Origin of the sequence: Streptomyces sp. NPDC088910 (assembly GCF_044749865.1) — a bacterium.
Lineage (GTDB): Bacteria > Actinomycetota > Actinomycetes > Streptomycetales > Streptomycetaceae > Actinacidiphila.
Map to the genome: position 1 here is coordinate 115,590 of NZ_JBIVIV010000004.1, position 20,287 is coordinate 135,876.

Sequence of the window (20,287 nt, forward strand, 5' to 3'; positions counted from 1 at the left end):
GCGTGACCAGCGAGATCACCCTCTTCGTCAATCCCGTCGCCGGACGCGGCCGGGGCGCCCGCGCCGCCCAGCCCGCCGCCCACGCGCTCCGCGAAGCCGGTTACGGCGTCCGTACCGTCGTGGGCGAGGACGCGGCCGACGCGCTGGCCCGCGCCCGGCAGGCCGTCGACAGCGGTACGGGGGCGCTGGTCGCGGTCGGCGGTGACGGCATGGTCTCGCTGGCTCTCCAGGCGGTCGCCGGGACCGACACGCCGCTCGGCGTGGTCGCCGTCGGCACCGGCAACGACTTCGCGCGGGTCAACGGCCTGCCGGTCCGGGACGCCGCCGCGGCCGGTACGGGCATCGCCGAGGCGCTGCGGGACGGCCGCAGCCGGGCGCTGGACCTGGGCAGGACCGGGGAGCGCTGGTTCGGCACCGTCCTCGCCTCCGGCTTCGACTCGCGGGTCAACGACCGCGGCAACCGTATGCGCTGGCCCGTCGGCCGCTTCCGCTACGACCTGGCGATGCTCGCGGAGCTGGCGGCGCTGCGGCCGATCCCGTACCGGGTGACCTTCGACGACGCGCCGGAACGGCAGATCGAGGCCACGCTGATAGCCGTCGGCAACGGCTCGTCGTACGGCGGCGGCATGCGGATCTGCGCGGACGCGGTGATGGACGACGGGCTCTTCGACGTGTGCGTGGTCGGCCCGTGCAGCCGCACCACCCTGCTGCGGGTCTTCCCCCGCGTCTACCGGGGCACCCACCCGAGCCACCCGGTCGTCAACGTGCACCGCGCGGCCCGCGTCCGGCTGGACGTCGACCCGGCGCAGGGCGTGACCGGCTACGCGGACGGCGAGCGGATCGGGCCGCTGCCGCTGGTCGCCGAGACGGTGCCGAAGGCCGTACGGCTGCTGGTCTGAGCCGGTTGCCGCGCGGGTGCGCGGTGCCCCATGGGGGGCCTGATCCGGGCGGCGCGGCGGGCCTGATCCTGCCGCTCGACGGGTATAGCGGCAATAAAGATCACGTGCCGTGTCAGTGGTGGCGGGTAGGCTCGGAGCCAAGATGACCGATGAGAAGTCCGCAGATGAGATGGCGCTCGATGAGATGTCGCCCGCCGAGCGCTTCGCCGCCAGCCGTCGCCGCGCAGCGGAGAACGCAACGGCCCTCGCCCAGTTCCGTGAGATGTACGAGTTCGGCCTCGACCCCTTCCAGGTCGAGGCGTGCCAGGCGCTGGAGGCGGGCAGCGGCGTCCTCGTCGCCGCCCCGACCGGCTCGGGCAAGACCATCGTCGGCGAGTTCGCCGTCCACCTCGCCCTCGCCGAGGGCCGCAAGTGCTTCTACACCACGCCCATCAAGGCCCTGTCCAACCAGAAGTACAGCGACCTCGCCAAGCGCTACGGCGCCGAGAAGGTCGGCCTGCTGACCGGTGACAACAGCGTCAACGGCGACGCGCCGGTGATCGTCATGACCACCGAGGTCCTGCGGAACATGCTGTACGCCGGCTCCGCCGCCCTCGACGGCCTCGGCTATGTGGTGATGGACGAGGTGCACTACCTCTCCGACCGCTTCCGCGGTGCCGTCTGGGAAGAGGTGATCATCCACCTCCCGCAGTCCGTCACCCTCGTGTCGCTCTCCGCGACCGTCTCCAACGCCGAGGAGTTCGGCGACTGGCTCGACACCGTCCGCGGCGACACCGAGGTCATCGTCTCCGAGCACCGCCCGGTCCCGCTGTGGCAGCACGTGCTGGCCGGCCGCCGGATGTACGACCTCTTCGAGGAGAAGGCCGGCGCCACCGACGGCAAGGGCCGCCGCGAGGTCAACGCCGATCTGGAACGGCTCGCGCGGATGGAGAACCAGCGCAGCTACCACCCGCGGGCCAAGCGCGGCCGCGAGGCCGACCGCGAGCGGGAGCGGCGCGCCCGCAGCCGGGTGTGGACGCCCAGCCGCGCCGAGGTCATCGACCGGCTGGACAACGAAGGACTGCTCCCCGCCATCACCTTCATCTTCAGCCGCGCGGGCTGCGAGGCCGCCGTCCAGCAGTGCCTCTACGCGGGCCTGCGGCTGAACACCGAGGACAAGCGCGCCCAGGTGCGCGCCATCGTGGAGGAGCGCACCCGCGCCATCCCCGACGAGGATCTGCACGTCCTGGGCTACTTCGAATGGCTCGAGGGCCTGGAGCGCGGCATCGCCGCCCACCACGCGGGCATGCTCCCGACCTTCAAGGAGGTCGTCGAGGAGCTCTTCGTCAAGGGCCTGGTCAAGGCGGTCTTCGCCACCGAGACGCTGGCGCTCGGCATCAACATGCCCGCCCGCTCCGTGGTGCTGGAAAAGCTCGTCAAGTGGAACGGCGAGACCCACGCCGACATCACCCCCGGCGAGTACACCCAGCTCACCGGCCGCGCGGGCCGCCGGGGCATCGACGTCGAGGGCCACGCCGTGGTGCTCTGGCAGCGCGGTTTCGACCCGGGCGCGGTCGCCGGACTCGCGGGCACCCGTACGTATCCGCTGCGGTCGTCCTTCAAGCCGTCGTACAACATGGCGGTCAACCTCGTGGGGCAGTTCGGGCGGCACCGCTCGCGCGAGCTGCTGGAGACGTCCTTCGCGCAGTTCCAGGCCGACCGCTCGGTGGTCGGCATCTCCAAGCAGGTGCAGCGCAACGAGGAAGGGCTCGACGGCTACAAGCAGTCGATGACCTGCCACCTCGGCGACTTCGACGCCTACATGCGGCTGCGGCGGGAGCTGAAGGAACGCGAGTCGGAACTGTCGAGGCAGGGCGCGATGCAGCGCCGCGCCGCGGCCTCCGACGCGCTGGAGAAGCTGAAGCCGGGCGACATCATCCACGTCCCCGCGGGCAAGTACGCCGGGCTCGCGCTGGTCCTCGAACCCGGTGTCCCCGCGGGCCGTTCCAACGGCCACCCGCATCGCAACGAGGAATTCGCCGACGGCCCGCGCCCGTTGGTGCTCACCGCGGAGCGCCAGGTCAAGCGGCTCGGGCAGATAGACTTCCCCGTTCCCGTCGAGGCGCTGGACCGGATGCGGATCCCCAAGTCCTTCAACCCGCGCAGCCCGCAGTCCCGGCGCGACCTCGCCTCCGCGATGCGCTCCAAGGCGGGCACCGCGGGCTGGGCCGCACCCTCACGGCACCGCAAGCAGCGGGCCGCCGCGGCCGACGACACCGAGATCTCCCGGCTGCGTACCGCGATCCGCGCGCACCCCTGTCACGGCTGCGAGGAGCGCGAGGACCACGCCCGCTGGGCCGAGCGCTACCACCGGCTGCGGCGCGACACCCAGCAGTTGGAGCGGCGCATCGAGGGCCGCACCAACACCATCGCCCGCACCTTCGACCGGATCTGCGCGCTGCTCACCGAACTGGGCTATCTCCAGGCCGAGAAGGTCACTCCCGAGGGGCGGCGGCTCGCCCGGCTCTACGGCGAGTTGGACCTGCTCGCCAGCGAATGCCTGCGCGAGGGCGTCTGGGACGGCCTCGGCCCGGCCGAACTGGCGGCCTGCGCCTCGGCGCTGGTCTACGAGACCCGGCAGGCCGACGACGCCGTCGCGCCCAAGCTGCCGACCGGCAACGCGAAGGAAGCCCTCGGCGAGATGGTCCGTATCTGGGGCCGTCTCGACGCGCTGGAGGAGTCCCACCACATCAACCAGGCCGAGGGCGTCGGCCAGCGCGAGCCCGACCTCGGCTTCGCCTGGCCCGCCTACCGCTGGGCCTCGGGCCACGGCCTGGACGCGGTCCTCTCCGACGCCGACATGCCCGCCGGTGACTTCGTCCGCTGGTGCAAGCAGCTCATCGACGTCCTGGGCCAGATCAGCGACGCCGCTCCCGAGGGCAGCCCGGTCCGCCGCAACGCCCGCCGGGCGGTCGACGGGCTGCGACGCGGGGTCGTCGCGTACTCCTCGGTGGGGTGAGCCGCCCCTGCGGCGTGCACCTGTGCGGCCCGGTCCCGGAGGATGACGGGCCGCACGGGCGGCCCGCGCGTTGACTCACGGCATTACGGCATTACGGCATTACGGCCTTACGGCCGCACCGACACACCGACGCCCCGACTCACTGACCGGTGAGCTTGGTGCAGGTCAGGGAGCCGTTGACGGTGATCGACTTCCTGTCGTCGCCGTGGTTGCCCGCGATGACGAGGTCCTTCACCGTCACTTTCCAGGTCCCGGCGCTCTTGGCGGCCGTCACGCTGCCGGACGACCGCTGGGAGTACGAGTCGGTGGCCGTCGGCTGGAGCATCGCCAGCTTCTGGAGGCCCCCGGTCGTCGCGATGAACGACGGGGACTTCGGCGCCGACGCGTCCGTCCTGTCGGGGGCGGTCACCCCGACCAGCTTTCCCGCCACGACCTCGCAGGAGATCGCCGAGGTGAACAGGGCGGTCCCGGTGGTGTCCCCGGTGTACTCCAGCCTGCCGTTGGCGTTCTTCGTCGGCACCGCCGAGGTCGTCGGCGTGGCCGACGGTGTCCCGGCCGAGGCGGACGGTTTGGCGCTCTCGTCGGACGAGTCCGACGACGAACAGCCCGCCAGGGCCGTCCCGGTGAGCGTGACGGTCAGCAGAGCAGTGGTGATTGCGGTGACGCGGCGCATACGGCCGTGGTCCTCCCCGTCGGTGAACAATCCGCACAGTGTACGGAGGGTGCCGCTGGGTGGCGGGGGACGGGTGGGGCGACTTCTCCGCGTCCGCCGTCGAGGTTCATGCCCCGGACCGGTCGGCGAGGTACGCGCGCCAGCCGCCGTAGGCCGTGATGTCCTCGGAACTGTCGAGCGCCGACGGCTCGCACAGGAAGCCGGGGCAACTGGTGCCGTCGGACAACTCGACGCTGCCCAGGGCCATCGGGCGCGGCAGGGCGGCGGTGAGCGTGCCGAGACCGGCGGCGGGCAGTTCCCAGACCTCGGCCTCGACGGCGGCGCCGCCCTTCTCGGTCCGCACCAGACCGGGCTTGGCGGGTTCGGTGTCCAGGGCGTAGAGCCGGTACGCGGGGGCGGTGGTGGTCGTGGCCGTCAACCGGGCTCCGAGCGCGACGAGTTGGTGGTTGAGGGGCTGGCCGCAGAGGTGGGCGCCGACCACGGCGACGCGGAGAGGCGGCTCCAGCAGGGCGGCGACGTCCGCGATCCGGTCGTCGGTGTGCGCGGGGCCGAGCAGCATCACGCCGAAGGGCCGGCCCTCGACGGTGCCTGCCGGGACCGCGACCGCGCAAAGGTCCAGCAGGTTGGCCGAGTTGGTGAAGCGGCCGAGGCGCGCGTTGGCGCCGAGCGGGTCGGCGGCGACCTCGGCGAGTGTCGGGTGCCCCGGTGCGGTCGGCAGCAACAGGGCGTCGGCGTCGCCGAGTCGCGCCATGGCCTCGGTGCGCAGTGCGGCCAGCCGCCGCTGGTCGGTGAAGAGGCGGTGCGCGGGCAGGTCGCGGGCCGCCGTGATGACGGCCGTGACGGTCGGGTCCAGGTCGGGGGCGTCCCGGTGCGCCTCGATGAACTCGCCCACGGCTGACCAGCGTTCGGCGACGAAAGCGCCCTCGTAGAGCAGCGCCGCCGCCCGCGTGAACGGCGTCAGGTCCAGCGTCCGCAGCTCGGCCCCGGCGGCGGCCAGCCGGTCCGCCGCCGCCTCGTAGGCCGCCGCCCATCCGGCGTCCATCTCGCCGAGTTGCGCTCGCGCCGCCACCGCGACCCGCCACGGTCCAGGGCGGCGCGGCGGTGCCTCGCAGCTCGCGAGGAGCGCCATCGCGCGGCGGGCCTCGGGCAGTGTCCTGGCGAAGACGGACACGCAGTCCAGGCTCGCGCACGCCGGTACGACGCCGCGCGTCGACACCAGGCCGCGGGTCGGCTTCACCCCGACGATGCCGTTGAACGCCGCCGGGACACGGCCGGAGCCGGCCGTGTCCGTACCGAGCGCCACGTCCACGAGGCCGAGTGCCACCGCTACGGCCGAGCCCGAACTGGAGCCGCCGCTCACCCGCTCCGGGGTGACGGCGTTGCGCACCGCGCCGTAGGGGCTTCGCGTGCCGACCAGGCCCGTCGCGAACTGGTCCATGTTCGTGCTGCCCAGCACGATCGCGCCCGCCGCGCGCAGGGCCCGCACCGCCGGGGCGTCCTCCCTCGGCGCGTACGCGTACGACGGGCAGCCCGCCGTCGTCTCCAGGCCCGCCACGTCGATGTTCCCCTTCACCGCCAGCAGCCGCCCCGCCAGCGGCAGCGCCTCCCCGGCCGCCCTTCTCTCGTCCACCTCCGCCGCCTCCGCCCGCACCTCCTCCTCCGCGCGCAGCGCGATCCACACCTCCGGGCGGTCCACCTCCGCGATCCGCCGATACGCGGCCCGCACGCGGTCCTGAGCGCTCTCCATGGGCTTCCTCCGTCTGATGTGCGGGTGCGGGTGCGGTGGCAGGGGGCCGCTCATTGCCGCTGGGGCTAGTCCTCAATCGCCGGACGGGCTGATTTTTTGCTTCTGGCATGTCGCACACGCCTGGCCGCATGCGGGGTGAGTTGCGATCGGCGGTGGCGGCACAAATCAGCCCCGCCGGCGATTGAGGCGGCGTGAGCCGGAAGGGGGTGGGTTAGGGGGAGAGGGTCAGGAGGGGGGTGCCGGGGGTGACTTGGTCGCCGGGGGAGACGAGGACTTGGGCGACGGTCCCGCCGGTGGGGGCGGTGACGGGGGACTCCATCTTCATGGCCTCCAGGGTCAGGAGGTGCTGCCCGGCCGCGACGCAGTCGCCGGGGCGGACGGCGATGTGCCAGACGGCGGCGGCGAATTCGGCGTCGACCGTACGGCCGCCGGGCGGCACGGTGACGGCGGCGGGGGCCGGGACGGCGGCGGCCGAGTCGTCGGTGCGGGCGAACTCACCGGCGGCTTCCCACGCGTCGCGCTCTGCGGCGAACGCGGCCCCCTGCCGGGCGCGGAAGGCCGCGATGGACTCCGCGTTGTCGGCGAGGAACCGCTGATGGTCCGCGAGAGCGAAACTCCCGTCCTCCACCCGCAGCGGCAGCCGCCCGGCCGCCATGTCGGCCCGGAGGTCGAGGAGTTCGCCGGCGGAGACGGGATACCACTTGATGCGGTCGAAGAAGCGCAGCAGCCACGGCTGTCGGCGGGCGCGGCTGGACCAGACCTGGATCGTACGCCCGACGAACTGGTAGCCGCCGGGCCCTTCCATGCCGTAGATACAGAGGTAGGCCCCGCCGATGCCGACGGAGTTCTCCGCCGTCCAGGTGCGCGCCGGGTTGTACTTGGTGGTGACGAGCCGGTGGCGCGGGTCGAGCGGCGTGGCGACGGGCGCGCCGAGGTAGACGTCGCCGAGCCCGAGCACGAGGTATTCGGCGTCGAAGACGGTCCGGTACACGTCGTCCACGGAGTCGAGACCGTTGACGCGGCGGATGAACTCGATGTTCCACGGGCACCACGGCGCGTCGTCGCGGACGCCCGCCATGTAGCGCTCGATGGCCTCACGCGTGGCGGGGTCGTCCCAGGACAGCGGCAGGTGCACGGTCCGGCTGGGCACCACGAGCCGGTCGGTGGGCGGCAGTTGCTCCTCGGCCTCGCGCACGGCGTCGAGCAGTTTGGCGGTGGGCAGCGCGCCCGGGTCGGCGTGGATCTGGAGGGAGCGGATGCCGGGTGTGAGGTCGACGACGCCGGGCAGGCGTTGGGCGGCGAGGTGTTCCGCCAGGGCGTGCACCCGCATCCGGAGCGCCAAGTCGAGCTGCATGGGCCCGTATTCGACGAGCAGATTGTCGTCGCCGCTGCGGCGGTACGTCACGGCCGGGCGTGTCGCGGTCGCTTCGGCGCGCCCGAGGACACCCCCGTCGGCGATGACGGGCCGCGATGGCGTCGGCATGGTCGCGGGCGCGCGCCGCAGCCCGGCGGCGGCGTCCTCGCTGACCGGCACGAATCGTACGGTGTCGCCCGGCCGGAGCTGCCCGAGCTTCCAGCGCTGACCGGTCACGACGGTCGCGGGGCACACGAATCCGCCGAGCGAGGGGCCGTCGGGGCCGAGCAGTACGGGCATGTCGCCCGTGTAGTCGACGGCGCCGACCGCGTACGGCGTGTCGTGGATGTTGGACGGGTGCAGTCCCGCCTCGCCGCCGTCGGAGCGCGCCCAGCGCGGCTTCGGGCCGACGAGCCGTACGCCGGTGCGCGCGGAGTTGAAGTGCACGCTCCACTCGGCGGCGTAGAAGTCGCGGATGTCGTCCTCGGTGAAGAACTCCGGCGCGGCGTGCGGGCCCTCGACGGCGCCGATCAGCCACCGCGTCCCCCACTCCGGCCGCAGCGAGGCCGGTACGGGGCCGCTCGCCTCCGTCGTCGTACCGCCGTGCAGGACGTCACCGACGCGCAGCGCCCGGCCGCCGTGGCCGCCGAATCCGCCGAGCGTGAAGGTGGCCGCGCTGCCGAGGAAGCGGGGGACGTCGAGGCCGCCCGCGACCAGCAGATATGTGCGCAGCCCTGCCGCCTCCGGCGCGCCGATGTCGAGCAGCGCGCCCGCCGGTACGGTGACCGGCTCCCAGCGCGGCACCGGGTGTCCGTCGACCGTGACGGTCGCGGGGGCGCCGGTCACGCAGACGGTGGTGGGGTGGCTGAAGCGCAACGCCGGTCCCTGGAGGGTGCATTCGAGGCCGGGCGCGCCCTCGTCGTTGCCGAGCGCTTCGTTGCCGAGCCGGAAGGACAGGTCGTCCATCGGGCCGCACGGCGGAACGCCGACGTGCCACAGACCGGTGCGGCCCGGCCAGTCCTGGACGCTGGTCAGGGTGCCCGCGCGGACCACGTCGATCCGGCGGGTGGGGTCGGTGACCGCGTCGAGGGTCGCGGTGCTGTGCGTCGCGGCGTGCAGCGCCGGATCGGCGACGGCGGCCCGCAGCAGCCCCAGATTGGTCTCGATGCCGTCGATCCTGGTCGCGGCGAGGGCGTCCGCGAGCCGGGAGAGGGCCTGCGCCCGGTCGGCGCCGTGCGCGATCACCTTGGCGAGCATCGGATCGTAGGAGGTGGTGACCTCGGTGCCGGTCTCGATCCAGGCGTCGACGCGGACCCCCGGCGGGAAGACCACCTCGGTGAGCCGTCCCGCGCTCGGCAGGTGGCCGCGCGTGGGGTCCTCGGCGTAGATCCGGGCCTCCACGGCGTGTCCAACTCGCTTTGTCGACAGGTCAATCGGCGTGTCGTCGCCTGTGCTCAGCGGTGTGTCGCCCTGCGCGAGCCGCAGCATCCACTCCACGAGGTCGACGCCGTACGTCTCCTCGGTCACCGGATGCTCCACCTGGAGACGGGTGTTGACCTCCAGGAAGTACGCCTGGCCGCGCGCCGCGTCGTACACGAATTCCACGGTGCCCGCCGAGCGGTAGTCGACCGAGGCGCACAACGCCCGCGCGCTGAGCGCCAGTCGCTCCCGCAGGGCGTCGGGCAGGCCGGGCGCGGGGGCCTCCTCCAGGACCTTCTGGTGGCGGCGCTGGAGCGAGCAGTCGCGGTCGCCGAGGGTCAGGACGCGGCCGTGGCCGTCGCCGAAGACCTGCACCTCGACGTGCCGGGCGCTCTCCACCAGCCGTTCCAGGAAGACGCCCGCCGAGGAGAAGCTGGCCGCCGCTACACGCTGCACCGAGCCCCAGGCGTCGGTGAGTTCGGCGGGGGAGTGGCAGGCGCGCATGCCGATGCCGCCACCGCCGCCGGTCGCCTTGAGCATCACCGGGTAGCCGAGCGACGCGGCGGCCGTCAGCGCGCTGTCCACGTCGGGCAGCAGTCCGGTGCCGGGCAGCAGCGGCACCCCGGCCGCCTCCGCCGCGGCGCGCGCGGTGTGCTTGGCGCCGAAGAGTTCGAGCTGGTCCGGCGTCGGACCGACGAAGGCGAGCCCCGCCGCTTCGCAGCGGCGCGCGAAGTCCGCGTCCTCCGACAGGAATCCGTAGCCGGGGTGGACGGCGCCCGCGCCGGTCTCGCGGGCCGCCGCGAGCACCGCGTCCACGTCCAGATAGCTGGACTTGGCCGGTGCGGGGCCCAGCCGTACGGCGGCGTCGGCCAGGTGTACGTGCGGCGCGGCGCGGTCGGGGTCGGAGAAGACCGCGACCGTGCGCAGCCCCATCCGGCGGGCGGTGCGGATGATCCGGGCGGCGATCTCGCCGCGGTTGGCGACCAGCAGGGTGTCGAAGCGCGTGGGGGCGCGCTTCACGGGCTCGTCGGTCATCGGACCGCCTCTCCGGACGGCGCGCCGACCGTGTCCCCGGCCCGGCCCGGCGTCCTGACCGTCATCAGGACCGGGGTCGGATCGAAGCCGTTGCAGGGGTTGTTGATCTGCGGGCAGTTGGAGACCAGGACCAACACGTCGGTCTCGGCGCGCAGTTCGACCTCAAGGCCGGGCGCGGAGATGCCGTCCACGATGCCGAGGGTGCCGTCCTCCTCGACGGGCACGTTCATGTACCAGTTGACGTTGCTCACCAGGTCGCGCTTGCCGAGGCCGTAACGCGCGCCCTCGGACAGGAAGTTGTCCACGCAGGCGTGCTGCGACCACGTGTGGTGGCCGTAGCGCAGGGTGTTGGACTCCTTGGAGCACGCGCCGCCGATCGTGTCGTGCCGCCCGCAGGTGTCGGCGACCACGGTCATCAGCGGGGTGTGCTCGTTGGACAGCAGCACGCTGCCGGTGGTCAGGAAGAGGTTGCCCTGGGCCTGTACGGTGTCGGGCGCGCTGTAGCGGACGGCGGTGTCGTGGGCGTCGTAGACCAGGAAGTCCACGGCCTGGTTGCCGTGCAGGTCGGTGATGGTGAGGTGGCCGCCCGCCGGGATCACCGTGGACCAGGGTGCCCGCGCCGGTACGGTCACGGAGGTCGCGCCGCCCCGGGGGGACGGGTCCTCGGTACGGTCCTGGCCGCCGGTCCGGTCCGCGCCGTCCGCGCCGTCCGCGTCGTCCGTACGGCCCCGGTCGTCCGTCACCTTCTGGCCGTTCATACGATCCCCCTGGCGGTGAGGTGTTCCGCGGTGTTGAGGAAGGCGCGGCGGCCCTCGGGTGTCGCGTCCCACAGCGGGTCGCCGGGCGCGGTGGCGGCGCCGGGCCGTGCGCGTACCTCCAACGGGCCGCAGGTGTAGGCCGGTCGGGGGTCCAGCGGGTGCGGCACATTGGCCAGCAGTACGGTCAGCGGCTGCTCGGCGCGCAGGGTCACGCTCGTGCCGGGCCCCGCGGAACCGATGAACTCCAGTGCCCCGTCGGGCTCCACGCGCAGTCCCTGGAAGAAGGAGAGCGACGGCGGGAGGTCGCGTGCCCCCAGCCCGTTCTTGGCGGCGGCCAGCAGGAACAGCTCGCGGCCGGCGGGGGAGCGGCCCTGCGCCGAACCGTCCCCGTACCGCGCGGCGTTGCGCGCAGCCGACGACGTACCGCACAGCGTGTCGTGCCGCCCGCTGGTGTCCGAGACCAGGGAGGCGAGGACACGGCCCTGGTCGGACAGCAGGAGGCGGCCCGCGCCGAGATACGCGTTCCACTGGACCTTGACGGTGTCGGCCGCGTTCAGCCGCTCCCAGGGGCGGCCGTCCACGAAGAGCAGGACGTGCGCGCACGCGTCGCCGGTCGGGTCGGCGAGCCGCAGTTCGCTGCCGCGGGCCAGCACCTTGTGGGTGTAGCCGCCGCCCGCCACGGTCTCCGACCACAACAGGCCCTCGGGCGCGGGCACTTGGGGCATCGCGGCGGCGCGGGCCCCTTCCTGGGCGCGGGCGTGCTCCCTGGCCTCGTACGTGGTCCCGGTCGGGCGCGGGGCCCTGCGGGATGTCCTGCGGGCCGTGCTCTGGCCGGTCTTCCTTCCACCGGTCGTCCCTGTCGCCACGGGGCTGCACCTCCGTCGTCTCACGGCTCCTGCTCCACACGAATTTCTGTCGCTCGACAGAAATTAGGCGGCGGTGGCTTCACGGCGATTGCCCGGTTGTTGCCGCCCGGTTACCGGCCCCTCACCGGACTGCCCGCCGTCGTCGTCGCGTCGCCGCGTGCGACGATCGGCGGGTGAGCACGAGCGGAAAACGGGTCGGCAGGCCGCGCGCCCAGCAGCGGCCGGACAGCGGCATGAGCGTGCGCGAGGAACTGCTCGCGGCGGCGGCCGAACTCTTCACCACGCGCGGCTATACCGCCACCACCACGCGGGCGGTCGCCGAGCGGGCCGGGATGCGGCAGGCGTCGATCTACCACTACGTCGGCGGCAAGGAGGATCTGCTCGCCGAACTCCTCGAAGGCACGGTCACCCCGTCCCTCGACCTGGCCCGCGCGCTGCTCGCCGACGACACCCGCCCCGCCGAGGCCCGGCTCTGGGACCTGTGCCGCTACGACGCAGAACTCCTCTGCGCGGGGCCGTACAATCTCGGCGCCCTCTACCTCCTGCCCGAGGTCGCCGCCGAGCGCTTCACCGCCTTCCGCCGCGCCCGCGCCGACCTCAAGGCCGCCTACGCCCGCCTGCTGGCCGCCACCGCCCCGGGGCGCGCGCTGCCCGCCCCCGAACTGGCCCTCCGCACCGACCTGATCTTCGCCCTCATCGAGGGCGTCATCCTCGTGCACCGCTCCACCCCGGGCCGCCCCGTCCCCGCCTTCGCCCGCGCCGCCGCCGACGCGGCCCTGCGCATCGCGGACATCCCCGCTCCCTGAGCCGGGGGACCGCCGAGGAGGTGGCCGAACTGAGCTGCCCGCTCAGCTCAGTTGCTCGGCCAGCCCGACGATGATGCCCTCCGGGCCCCGGACGTAGCAGAGCAGGAAGCTGTCCTCGAACCGGGCGATCTCGCCGAGGACTTCGGCGCCGTGGGGGCGCAGGCGGGCCACGGTGTCCTCGATGTCGTCGACGGCGAACATGACGCGGTGGGTGCCCAGGATGTTGTGGGGCCGGTCGCGCGGTCCGCCGCTGATCGCCTCGGGGCTGCGGTACTTGGCCAGTTCGAGCCGGCTGTGACCGTCCGGGGTCCTGACCATCGCGATGTCGCAGTGGACGCCGTCGAGTCCGGTGCACTGGTCGGCGAAGCGGCCCTTGACCTCGGCCCTGCCCTCCAGCTCCATACCGAGGTCCACGAAGAACGCGATGGCGGCGTCCATGTCCTCGACGACGATGCCGACGTTGTCCATCCGCTGAATGGCCATGCTGGTCTCTCCTTCGTCCTCGCGCGGCCGGTGGCGACCGCCGCTGTCCCTGGGACGGAGCCGGTGGCTCGTTCTCGACATCTCTCGTGCCCGACATCGCTCGCCCTCGACATCGCTCGTTCTCGACATCTCTCGTCCTCGGCATTTTCGGGCAGGGGCCGCGCCGCCGCGCGCCCTGAGCGCACCGGCGTCTCGTGCCGGTACACCGCCGAGAACCGGCAGGCCATGATGGACTCCCGGGTGGATTCGGCGCGGGCGGTCGGAAAGGCGATCGCCGCCGCTGCGCGGCCACCGCGCCTCTGGCTCCAGATGAGTACGGCGACGGTCTACGCCCACCGCTTCGACGCGGCACACGACGAGGCGACCGGAGTGATCGGCGGCTCGGAGGACGGAGTGCCGGACTACTGGGCGTACAGCGTCGCGATCGCCGAGAACTGGGAGCGCGCGCAGACCGAGGCGCCGACCCCCGTGACCCGCAAGGTGGCGCTGCGCTCGGCGATGGTCATGAGCCCGGACCGGGGCGGTGTGTTCGACGTGCTGTCACGACTGGCGCGCCTCGGGCTCGGCGGCCCGGTCGCCGGTGGCGCGCAGTACGTCTCCTGGATCCAGGACGAGGACTTCGTGCGGGCGGTGGAGTTCCTGATCGCGCGCGACGACATCGAGGGGCCGGTGAACCTCGCCTCGCCCGGCCCCCTTCCCCAGCGCGACTTCATGCGGGCGCTGCGCGCGGCCTGGGGCGTCCCGCTGGGGCTGCCCGCGACGCGCTGGATGGCCGAGCTGGGGGCGTTCGCGCTGCGCTCGGACACGGAGCTGCTGCTCAAGAGCCGTCGGGTGGTGCCGGGGCGGCTGCTCGCGGCCGGGTTCACTTTCGCCTGTCCCGAGTGGGGGAGCGCCGCCACGTCCCTCGTGGAGCGGGCCAGGCCGCGGCGCGTTGCCACGAAGCGGGTCCGTGAATCGGGCGATGCCGCGTAACCGGCCACGGGCCTGCGGCTGGCCTGGTCGTTGTCGCCGCGGGCCCGCCGTTTAGGATCCGGGCATGACGTCACAGACCTACCTCTCCGAACTGTTCTCGCTGGAGGGACGGGTCGCCGTGGTGACCGGCGGCAGTTCCGGCATCGGCCGCGCTGTCGCCGGGGCCCTCGCGCACGCGGGGGCGAGCGTCGTGGTCGTGGCGCGCCGGGAGGCGGAGCTGGCCGCGACGGTCGGCGAGCTGGCGGCCGACGGCTGCCGGGCGGCCTGGGTGAGCGCCGACCTGAGTACGCGTGACGGCATGCGCGTGGCCGCCGAGGAGGCGGCCGAGGCGTTCGGCGAACCCGACATCCTCGTCAACTCCGCCGGGATCAACCTGCGGCCCCCGATGGGCGAGTTGGGCGAGGACGTGTGGGACACCACGATGGCGGTCAACCTGGAGGCGCCCTACCTGCTGGGGCAGCGCTTCGGGCCCGGCATGGCGGAGCGCGGCTTCGGGCGGATCATCCACATCACCTCCCAGCAGGCGCACCGGGCCTTCGTCCAGAGCGGCGCCTACGGCGTCTCCAAGGGGGCGCTGGAGTCACTGGCCCGCTCGCAGGCCGAGGCGTGGTCGCCGTACGGCGTCACGTGCAACACCCTGGTGCCCGGATTCGTCATGACCCCCCTCAATGCGCGCCTGTCGTCCGACCCCGAGAAGGTGGCGGCCCTGGCCGCCCGCACGATGGTCGGGCGCAACGGCCTGCCCGAGGACTTCGCGGGCGCGGCGGTCTTCCTCGCGAGCCGCGCCTCCGGCTACGTCACCGGCCAGGCGGTCTTCGTCGACGGCGGATTCTCCGTTCACTGACGGGGCGGGAGGACGGGGTGGGCCCTGGCAGGACGCGGTAGGCCCCGGTGCGAGCGGGTGCGGTCGCTCACGCGCCGGGAGGCCGCACGGGCGGCCACTCTTCGCTGCTCTCCTGCCGGAACAGCCTCCCGGACACATGAAGGGCCTGTTCCGGCAGCCACCCCTCGCAATAGTCCGGGTCGTCACGGAACGCCAGCGCCAGGCGCCGGACATGCAGGCAGGGCCACTGCTCCACGTCGATGCGGAAGAAGCTTGTGAACAGCGAGCCCGGTTCGATGCGCGAGCACGTGACGCAGCCCGTGAACATCACCATCCTCGACGCGAAAGCCGCGTCAAGGCGTCGGCGGAGTTGCGGAGTTGAGCCATTGGCCGCCCAGGGTATCCGGGACGTTCGCGGGAAGAGTCCGGTAACCGTCCCCCTGTCGGCGCCGCCCCATAGGCTTTCGCCATGAGCGACGACACGCGTGTGATACGGATCAGGCCGGGCAGCCCGGCCGACGCACCAGCCGTGTTGGACATGCTCGACTCCGCCGTGGTCTGGATGAACGATCGCGGCAATACCGAGCAGTGGGGCACGACACCGTATTCGAAGAAGCCCGGTGGTGCGGAGCGGGTCGAGCGGTACATGACCGAAGGCGCCCCACATATAGCGGAGTTGGGCGGAGCACCGGTCGGGGCCATGGTGCTGGACTCCGGGCCCAGTCCCCAGATGCCGATCGCCCCGGCCGGGGAACCCGAGCGGTATGTACGGCTGTTGGTCTCCGACCGACGGCACGCCGGTTTCGGCATCGGGGCGACGCTGCTGGCCCATGCCGTGCGGGAGACCCGGCGGGCAGGCGTCGACCTGCTGCGGGTCGACTGCTGGGCGGGCGGCGGCGGCGAACTCGTCGCGTTCTACGAGCGCAACGGATTCGTTCCCACCGATCCTTTCCTGTTCGGGACGTGGCCGGGACAAGTGCTGGCCCGACGGGTCGGCGCGCATCGCTGACCGGGAGAGACGCCGGAATCCCCGTCAAAGGCCGGCCCCGCCCGGCGTTGACGGGCGCTCACGTCCGGGCGTATCGGCGTCACTCGCCTCGGCGCAGGGCATCGTCCAGCGTGCTCATCAGGTGGGCGACGCGACTGCTGCCGCGCGTCGCGGGCGGGTAGCGGCGCAATACGTCGATGAGCACCGGTGTCGCGCGCCGACGCGACCGTTCCAGCAGGGCCTCCGCGACGGCGAGGTCGCCGCCCGCTTCCAGTTCCCCGACACGGGCGGCGCTTGCGCAGGCCCGCAGGATGTGGCCGACCTGAGCGGCCTGGGCGAGAGGGTGCAAATACGCGGCCGACGCGGCGTCCCCGGCGGACCGCGCGGCCAGTCGCGCGGCTTCGGAGGGCGCGGACCGGGCGGCCCGATGGGCGTCGAAGGCGGCGACCCGCTGCGATGCCGTCCGATTGGCGCCGTTGACGAACGCCCGGGCCGCGTCGATCGCCGCCCGCGGACGCGGATCATCGGGAACAGCCCGCTCGAAGACCGGCAGGACCTCCTCCGCGTGCCCCACCACGTAACGCGCCACGACGCGCAGCTCGTCCATCGTCAGATCGAAGTCCCCGGACCCGGTCCGCGCGTTCCTCGCCATATCCCCTCATCGTATCCCCGACCTCCCGCCCCCGGCCCCCCTCAGCCGCCGCTCAGGCCACGCGCCCCCGATGTGCCCTCAGGGTCCGCCAGAGGAAGCCCACCAGCAGCACGGCCAGCAGAAATAGCACGGTGAACCACTGGAAGTACCAGTGGCCGCCGGAGGGGTCGTAGACGGTGGCGCGGGGCCAGGCGAGGTTGACGGTCATGGCGAGGCCGTAGAGGAGGGCGAGGGCGTTGACGGGGAGGCCCCAACGGCCCAGGGAGAACAGGGGGTTGCCGGAGGGGTCGGTGGCCGGGGGGAGGGGGGAGCGCAGGCGGCGCAGGAGTTGGGGGCCTGTGACCATCGCGTAGGCGAGGTAGAGCATGACGATGCAGGTGGTGCCGATGGCGAGAAAGGCGTCGGGGGAGCCGAAGTTGAGCAGCAGGAGGGCCGCGGCGAGGACGCCGACGACGAGGGCGGGGGCGGCGGGCTGGCCGGTGCGGGGGGAGACGCGGGCGAGGGGCCCGGAGAAGGGCAGTGCCCGGTCGCGGGCCATCGAGAAGAGCATCCGGGTGGCCGACGTCTGGATGGCGAGGGTCGCCACGGTGACGGCCACCGCGACGTCACAGAGCAGCGCGCGCCCGACACCGTCGCCCAGCCGGCTGGTGAGCACGTAGGACAGGCCCTCGGTGCCGAGCCGCCCGTCGGTGAGGCTGGGCGCGGCCAGCAGGGCGGCGAGGACGAGGAGCGTGGCCAGGGCGCCGGCCGCGGCGAGCGCGGACAGGATCGTACGGGGCGCGACGCGCTGCGGATCGCGGGTCTCCTCGCTCATCTCGCCCGCGCTGTCGAAGCCGATCATCACGTACGCGGCGGCGATCGAGCTGACGAGCAGCGCCGACGAGCCGCCCCCGCCGTGCACGGTCATCGACGGCGTGCGGTCGGCGTGCGTGAAGAGCAGCGTGACGATGAGCACGGCGCCGATGATCTCGGCGGTCACGCCGACCCGGTTGACCAGCGACATCACCGTGTTGTCGAGGAGGTTGACGACGGTGGTCAGGACGAGCAGCGCGATCCCGAGCAGCGCCGCGTTGGCCGCGCCGTCCGACGAGACCGGTGACGTGTCGGTCCCGATGAGCTGGAAGCCGGACCAGACGGCGGGCAGGACGACCTGGAGGGCGAGCGCTGCGGCGGCCACCACCACGACCTGGCCGATGACCATGATCCAGCCCGCGTACCAGCCGAAGACGGCGTTGCTCAGCCGGGTCGACCACTGGTAGACGGCGCCGGAGATCGGGTAGCGGGCGGCGAGTTCGGCGAAGCAGGCGGCGACGAGGAGTTGGCCGATCAGGACGGCGGGCCAGGTCCAGAAGAAGCGCGGGCCGCCGAAGGAGTAGCCGAAGGCGAAGAACTGGAAGACGGTGGTCAGCACCGAGATGAAGGAGAAACCGGCGGCGAAGGACGCGTACCGGCCGAGGCTGCGGTGCAGTTCCTGGCGGTAGCCGAAGCCCGCGAGCCCCGCGGTGTCGGTGCCCGCGGTGTCGGTGCCCGGCGCGTCGGTGGCCGCCGCGTCGGCGGCGGTGCCGTGGTCCGGCGGGTCTGAGCGGACCTCGGAAGGTGCGGTGGCGGTCATGGGCCTGGCCCCCTGTCACGAATTCCTGTCGGGCGACAGAAATTAGGGACCCGGTGTTTCGCCGGAATGACACGGCCGTGTCGCGCGCGGGCCGAAGTCCTCACCCCGCCTCGCGCGCGGGTGCCTCACCGCGCGGGAGCACCGACGGCCTGCGGAGAAGCACGGCTTCGTGGAGGTCGCGGGGGTCCAGCGGCAGGGCAACCGGCCGGAGCGCACGCTCTACGGGCTCACCGCCGAGGGCCGCACCGAGATGCGCGACTGGCTCGCCGACATGGTGCCCGTGCCCGCCAGGGAGTACCCCGCCTTCGAGTCCGCGCTGTCGCTGATCATGGCGCTGCACCCGGACGAGGTGGCGGAACTGCTCGCCGAGCGGGCCAACACGCCGGAAGTGCACAGCGCGGCCCTGCGCGGCGTCCTGGACAAGCTGGACGGTGAACTGCCCCGGATCTTCGTGGTGGAGACCGAATTCCAGGCCCACATGGTCGCGAGAGCATCATCGGCACCAACATGTTCCTGCTGCTGCCGCTGACTTCCTGTCCTCCGCCTTCATGGCACCCGGCCTGATGCCGTCCTGGATGCGGCACATCGCCGACGTCAACCCGGTCAACTGGGCTCTGGTCGCGGGCCGTTCCGCGATGTCCGCCGACCCCGACCGCGGCGACGTCCTCAGCCGCGGCGGCGGACTGCTCGCCCTGGCCCTGGTCGCGGTGTGGCTGTCGACCCGCACCTTCCGCTCGTACCAGAAGTCGGTCCAGCCCTCCGGCCCGAGCGGCATCAACGGTCCGAGCGGCATCAACGGTCCGAGTGGCGAAGGCGGCTCCCGGCGGCAGCGGTTCGCCCCGCGCGGCGGACGGCCCGCCCCCGGTCACCCACTCGGGCCGAACGGGCGGCGGGCCGCCGCCGCGCGTGTCCACGGCCGGGAGACGTTCCATCCACGGCCGGGGGACGCTCCATCCGCGGCCGGGCGGGCAACGGGTCGGCCCGGCTCCCCGTCCGTCAGGGACGCCCGCCGCGCGCTCACGCCCGCCGCGCGCTCAGCGCCCGGCGCCGCTTTCCTGCTCGCGCTCCACCTGCTCGTTCCACTCCCGCTTGGACGCCTGCCAGCCGTCCTCGTCGGCGCCGCGGCGCCAGTAGCCGGAGATCGACAGGCGCTCGCGGGGGATCGAGCGGTCGAGGCGGAGGTGGCGGCGGAGGTCCTTGACGAAACCGGCCTCGCCGTGGACGAAGACCTGGACGTCACCCGGCGGGAACTCCAGACCGGTGACGGCCTCGACCAGCGCCTCGCCGACCGGCCGGGCACCGCGGTGCAGCCAGACGATCTCGGCGTCGCCCGAGGTGGCCAGCTTCTGCTCCTCCGCCGGGCCCTCGACCTCCACGAAGACCTTCGCCCGTGCCCCCGGCGGCAGTTGCTCGACCGCCGCGGCGACGGCGGGCAGCGCGCTCTCGTCGCCCGCGAGCAGGTGCCAGTCGGCGGCGGGGTCGGGCGCGTAGGCACCGCCGGGGCCCATGAAGTAGATGCCGTCGCCCGGCCGGACACCGGCCGCCCAGGGCCCGGCCAGCCCTTCGTCGCCGTGGTGGACGAAGTCGATCGTCATCTCGGGCGCGACCGGGTCCCAGGCGCGCACGGTGTACGTACGGGTGGTCGGCCACTGCTCGCGCGGCAGGTCGCGGCGGACGGCCTCCATGTCCAGCGGCTCGGGGTACGTGACCCCGGGAGGCGCGAAGACCAGCTTGACGTAATGGTCGGTGTAGTCGCCCACGGGAAGCCCGGCGAGCCCGTCGCCGCCGAGCACCACCCGGATCATGTGCGGGGTGACGCGCTCGGAACGGATCACGCGGGCGTGGTTCAGCCGCGGGGCCCGGCGCGCGGGGCGCTCGGCGGCGGCGGGTGCCGCCCGCTCCTCGGCCCGCGGGCCCTGCGTCGCCGCGCCCGTCTGCTGGTCCGTCGCCCGTCCCACCGGTCGGTCTGCCATGGGCGTGCTCCGCTCTCTCGGTGCTGTGCCGTACTGCGTGGTTCGCGCTGCGCCCGGGCTGTTCCCCCAGGCTTAGTTAGGTAAGCCTAACTGATTACGGGCCAGGTGTCGGCGACCCCGCTCGTATGACTCCAGCACCCCGCTCCGGCACCTCTTCGGTGCAGCCCCCGGCCCCGCCCCCTACCCGGCTTCACTACTTGAAGCCTGTGTTTCCTCTTGACGCCACTCG

General features: G+C 73.1%; 15 protein-coding genes and 3 pseudogenes. 8 read left to right on the top strand and 10 right to left on the bottom strand.

The window, feature by feature from the left end; translation table 11 throughout:
* The first annotated feature begins 2 nt into the window (after window positions 1-2).
* The gene (locus ACIP4Z_RS11595; protein ID WP_401306771.1) at window positions 3-899 is read left to right on the top strand and encodes a diacylglycerol kinase; all 897 of its coding nucleotides are present in this window, start codon (window positions 3-5) and stop codon (window positions 897-899) included.
* Window positions 900-1,041: 142 nt separating this feature from the next.
* Entirely contained in the window at window positions 1,042-3,897 is a 2,856-nt protein-coding gene (locus ACIP4Z_RS11600; RefSeq protein ID WP_355332972.1) for a DEAD/DEAH box helicase, read from the top strand.
* A 139-nt stretch (window positions 3,898-4,036) separates the two neighbouring features.
* On the opposite strand, the gene ACIP4Z_RS11605 is transcribed toward ACIP4Z_RS11600, so the two are convergent.
* From ACIP4Z_RS11605 to ACIP4Z_RS11625, 5 genes are all read right to left on the bottom strand, one after another.
* Window positions 4,037-4,600 carry a hypothetical protein gene (locus ACIP4Z_RS11605; RefSeq protein WP_401306775.1) on the bottom strand — a complete coding sequence of 188 codons (564 nt, stop codon included), beginning with the start codon at window positions 4,598-4,600 and terminating at the stop codon, window positions 4,037-4,039.
* A gap of 76 nt (window positions 4,601-4,676) precedes the next feature.
* Complete coding sequence (atzF, locus tag ACIP4Z_RS11610) at window positions 4,677-6,317, bottom strand: allophanate hydrolase (RefSeq protein WP_401306778.1); 1,641 nt, start codon at window positions 6,315-6,317, stop codon at window positions 4,677-4,679.
* A 211-nt stretch (window positions 6,318-6,528) separates the two neighbouring features.
* Entirely contained in the window at window positions 6,529-10,125 is a 3,597-nt protein-coding gene (uca, locus tag ACIP4Z_RS11615; RefSeq protein WP_401306781.1) for an urea carboxylase, read from the bottom strand.
* Window positions 10,122-10,883: an urea amidolyase associated protein UAAP2 gene (locus ACIP4Z_RS11620; RefSeq protein ID WP_401306784.1), complete on the bottom strand. Its 762-nt coding sequence runs from the start codon at window positions 10,881-10,883 to the stop codon at window positions 10,122-10,124. The genes uca and ACIP4Z_RS11620 overlap by 4 nt, the downstream gene beginning before the upstream one ends.
* On the bottom strand, window positions 10,880-11,749 hold the full coding sequence (locus ACIP4Z_RS11625; protein WP_401306787.1) for an urea amidolyase associated protein UAAP1: 870 nt from the start codon (window positions 11,747-11,749) through the stop codon (window positions 10,880-10,882). Before ACIP4Z_RS11625 ends, ACIP4Z_RS11620 begins: the two co-directional genes overlap by 4 nt.
* 233 nt (window positions 11,750-11,982) lie before the next feature.
* On the opposite strand from ACIP4Z_RS11625, the gene ACIP4Z_RS11630 reads away from it, so the two are divergent.
* A complete protein-coding gene (locus tag ACIP4Z_RS11630) occupies window positions 11,983-12,555 on the top strand; it encodes a TetR/AcrR family transcriptional regulator (RefSeq protein WP_401307280.1) in 573 nt (190 codons plus the stop codon).
* A gap of 42 nt (window positions 12,556-12,597) precedes the next feature.
* On the opposite strand, the gene ACIP4Z_RS11635 is transcribed toward ACIP4Z_RS11630, so the two are convergent.
* Entirely contained in the window at window positions 12,598-13,038 is a 441-nt protein-coding gene (locus ACIP4Z_RS11635) for a VOC family protein (protein ID WP_391046260.1), read from the bottom strand.
* A gap of 189 nt (window positions 13,039-13,227) precedes the next feature.
* On the opposite strand from ACIP4Z_RS11635, the pseudogene ACIP4Z_RS11640 reads away from it, so the two are divergent.
* Window positions 13,228-14,010: pseudogene (locus tag ACIP4Z_RS11640) on the top strand (DUF1731 domain-containing protein); the annotation flags it as partial.
* Between the two features lie 64 nt (window positions 14,011-14,074).
* Window positions 14,075-14,854 carry an SDR family NAD(P)-dependent oxidoreductase gene (locus tag ACIP4Z_RS11645; protein WP_401306790.1) on the top strand — a complete coding sequence of 260 codons (780 nt, stop codon included), beginning with the start codon at window positions 14,075-14,077 and terminating at the stop codon, window positions 14,852-14,854.
* 67 nt (window positions 14,855-14,921) lie between these two features.
* On the opposite strand, the gene ACIP4Z_RS11650 is transcribed toward ACIP4Z_RS11645, so the two are convergent.
* Window positions 14,922-15,167 (bottom strand): hypothetical protein, encoded by a 246-nt coding sequence (locus ACIP4Z_RS11650; protein WP_401306793.1) that lies wholly within the window; start codon window positions 15,165-15,167, stop codon window positions 14,922-14,924.
* A gap of 135 nt (window positions 15,168-15,302) precedes the next feature.
* Between ACIP4Z_RS11650 and ACIP4Z_RS11655 the strand changes: the two genes are divergently transcribed.
* Window positions 15,303-15,842 carry a GNAT family N-acetyltransferase gene (locus tag ACIP4Z_RS11655; protein ID WP_401306796.1) on the top strand — a complete coding sequence of 180 codons (540 nt, stop codon included), beginning with the start codon at window positions 15,303-15,305 and terminating at the stop codon, window positions 15,840-15,842.
* Window positions 15,843-15,921: 79 nt separating this feature from the next.
* Here the strand turns inward: ACIP4Z_RS11655 and ACIP4Z_RS11660 are convergent, their stop codons facing one another.
* Together ACIP4Z_RS11660 and ACIP4Z_RS11665 are read right to left on the bottom strand one after the other, a co-directional pair.
* Window positions 15,922-16,428, bottom strand: a complete 507-nt coding sequence (locus ACIP4Z_RS11660) for a putative immunity protein (RefSeq protein WP_401306799.1) — start codon at window positions 16,426-16,428, stop codon at window positions 15,922-15,924.
* 97 nt (window positions 16,429-16,525) lie between these two features.
* Window positions 16,526-18,085, bottom strand: coding sequence for an amino acid permease (locus ACIP4Z_RS11665; protein WP_401306801.1), 1,560 nt, complete (start codon window positions 18,083-18,085; stop codon window positions 16,526-16,528).
* A gap of 154 nt (window positions 18,086-18,239) precedes the next feature.
* Between ACIP4Z_RS11665 and ACIP4Z_RS11670 the strand changes: the two are divergent.
* Together ACIP4Z_RS11670 and ACIP4Z_RS11675 are read left to right on the top strand one after the other, a co-directional pair.
* A pseudogene (locus ACIP4Z_RS11670) lies at window positions 18,240-18,569 on the top strand (PadR family transcriptional regulator); the annotation flags it as partial.
* Window positions 18,569-18,837: pseudogene (locus tag ACIP4Z_RS11675) on the top strand (ABC transporter permease); the annotation flags it as partial. The pseudogenes ACIP4Z_RS11670 and ACIP4Z_RS11675, both read left to right, overlap by 1 nt.
* A gap of 282 nt (window positions 18,838-19,119) precedes the next feature.
* Here the strand turns inward: ACIP4Z_RS11675 and ACIP4Z_RS11680 are convergent.
* Entirely contained in the window at window positions 19,120-20,058 is a 939-nt protein-coding gene (locus tag ACIP4Z_RS11680) for a siderophore-interacting protein (protein WP_401306804.1), read from the bottom strand.
* Between the last annotated feature and the right edge of the window lie 229 nt (window positions 20,059-20,287).

What these genes read in the sequence shown, in the direction of transcription:
- ACIP4Z_RS11600 (WP_355332972.1), top strand. Translation starts at nt 1,042, where the DNA reads ATGACCGATGAGAAGTCCGCAGATGAGATGGCGCTCGATGAGATGTCG.
- atzF (WP_401306778.1), bottom strand. Translation starts at nt 6,317, where the DNA reads ATGGAGAGCGCTCAGGACCGCGTGCGGGCCGCGTATCGGCGGATCGCG.
- uca (WP_401306781.1), bottom strand. Translation starts at nt 10,125, where the DNA reads ATGACCGACGAGCCCGTGAAGCGCGCCCCCACGCGCTTCGACACCCTG.
- ACIP4Z_RS11620 (WP_401306784.1), bottom strand. Translation starts at nt 10,883, where the DNA reads ATGAACGGCCAGAAGGTGACGGACGACCGGGGCCGTACGGACGACGCG.
- ACIP4Z_RS11630 (WP_401307280.1), top strand. Translation starts at nt 11,983, where the DNA reads ATGAGCGTGCGCGAGGAACTGCTCGCGGCGGCGGCCGAACTCTTCACC.
- ACIP4Z_RS11635 (WP_391046260.1), bottom strand. Translation starts at nt 13,038, where the DNA reads ATGGCCATTCAGCGGATGGACAACGTCGGCATCGTCGTCGAGGACATG.
- ACIP4Z_RS11645 (WP_401306790.1), top strand. Translation starts at nt 14,075, where the DNA reads ATGACGTCACAGACCTACCTCTCCGAACTGTTCTCGCTGGAGGGACGG.
- ACIP4Z_RS11650 (WP_401306793.1), bottom strand. Translation starts at nt 15,167, where the DNA reads ATGGTGATGTTCACGGGCTGCGTCACGTGCTCGCGCATCGAACCGGGC.
- ACIP4Z_RS11655 (WP_401306796.1), top strand. Translation starts at nt 15,303, where the DNA reads ATGAGCGACGACACGCGTGTGATACGGATCAGGCCGGGCAGCCCGGCC.
- ACIP4Z_RS11660 (WP_401306799.1), bottom strand. Translation starts at nt 16,428, where the DNA reads ATGGACGAGCTGCGCGTCGTGGCGCGTTACGTGGTGGGGCACGCGGAG.
- ACIP4Z_RS11665 (WP_401306801.1), bottom strand. Translation starts at nt 18,085, where the DNA reads ATGACCGCCACCGCACCTTCCGAGGTCCGCTCAGACCCGCCGGACCAC.
- ACIP4Z_RS11680 (WP_401306804.1), bottom strand. Translation starts at nt 20,058, where the DNA reads ATGGCAGACCGACCGGTGGGACGGGCGACGGACCAGCAGACGGGCGCG.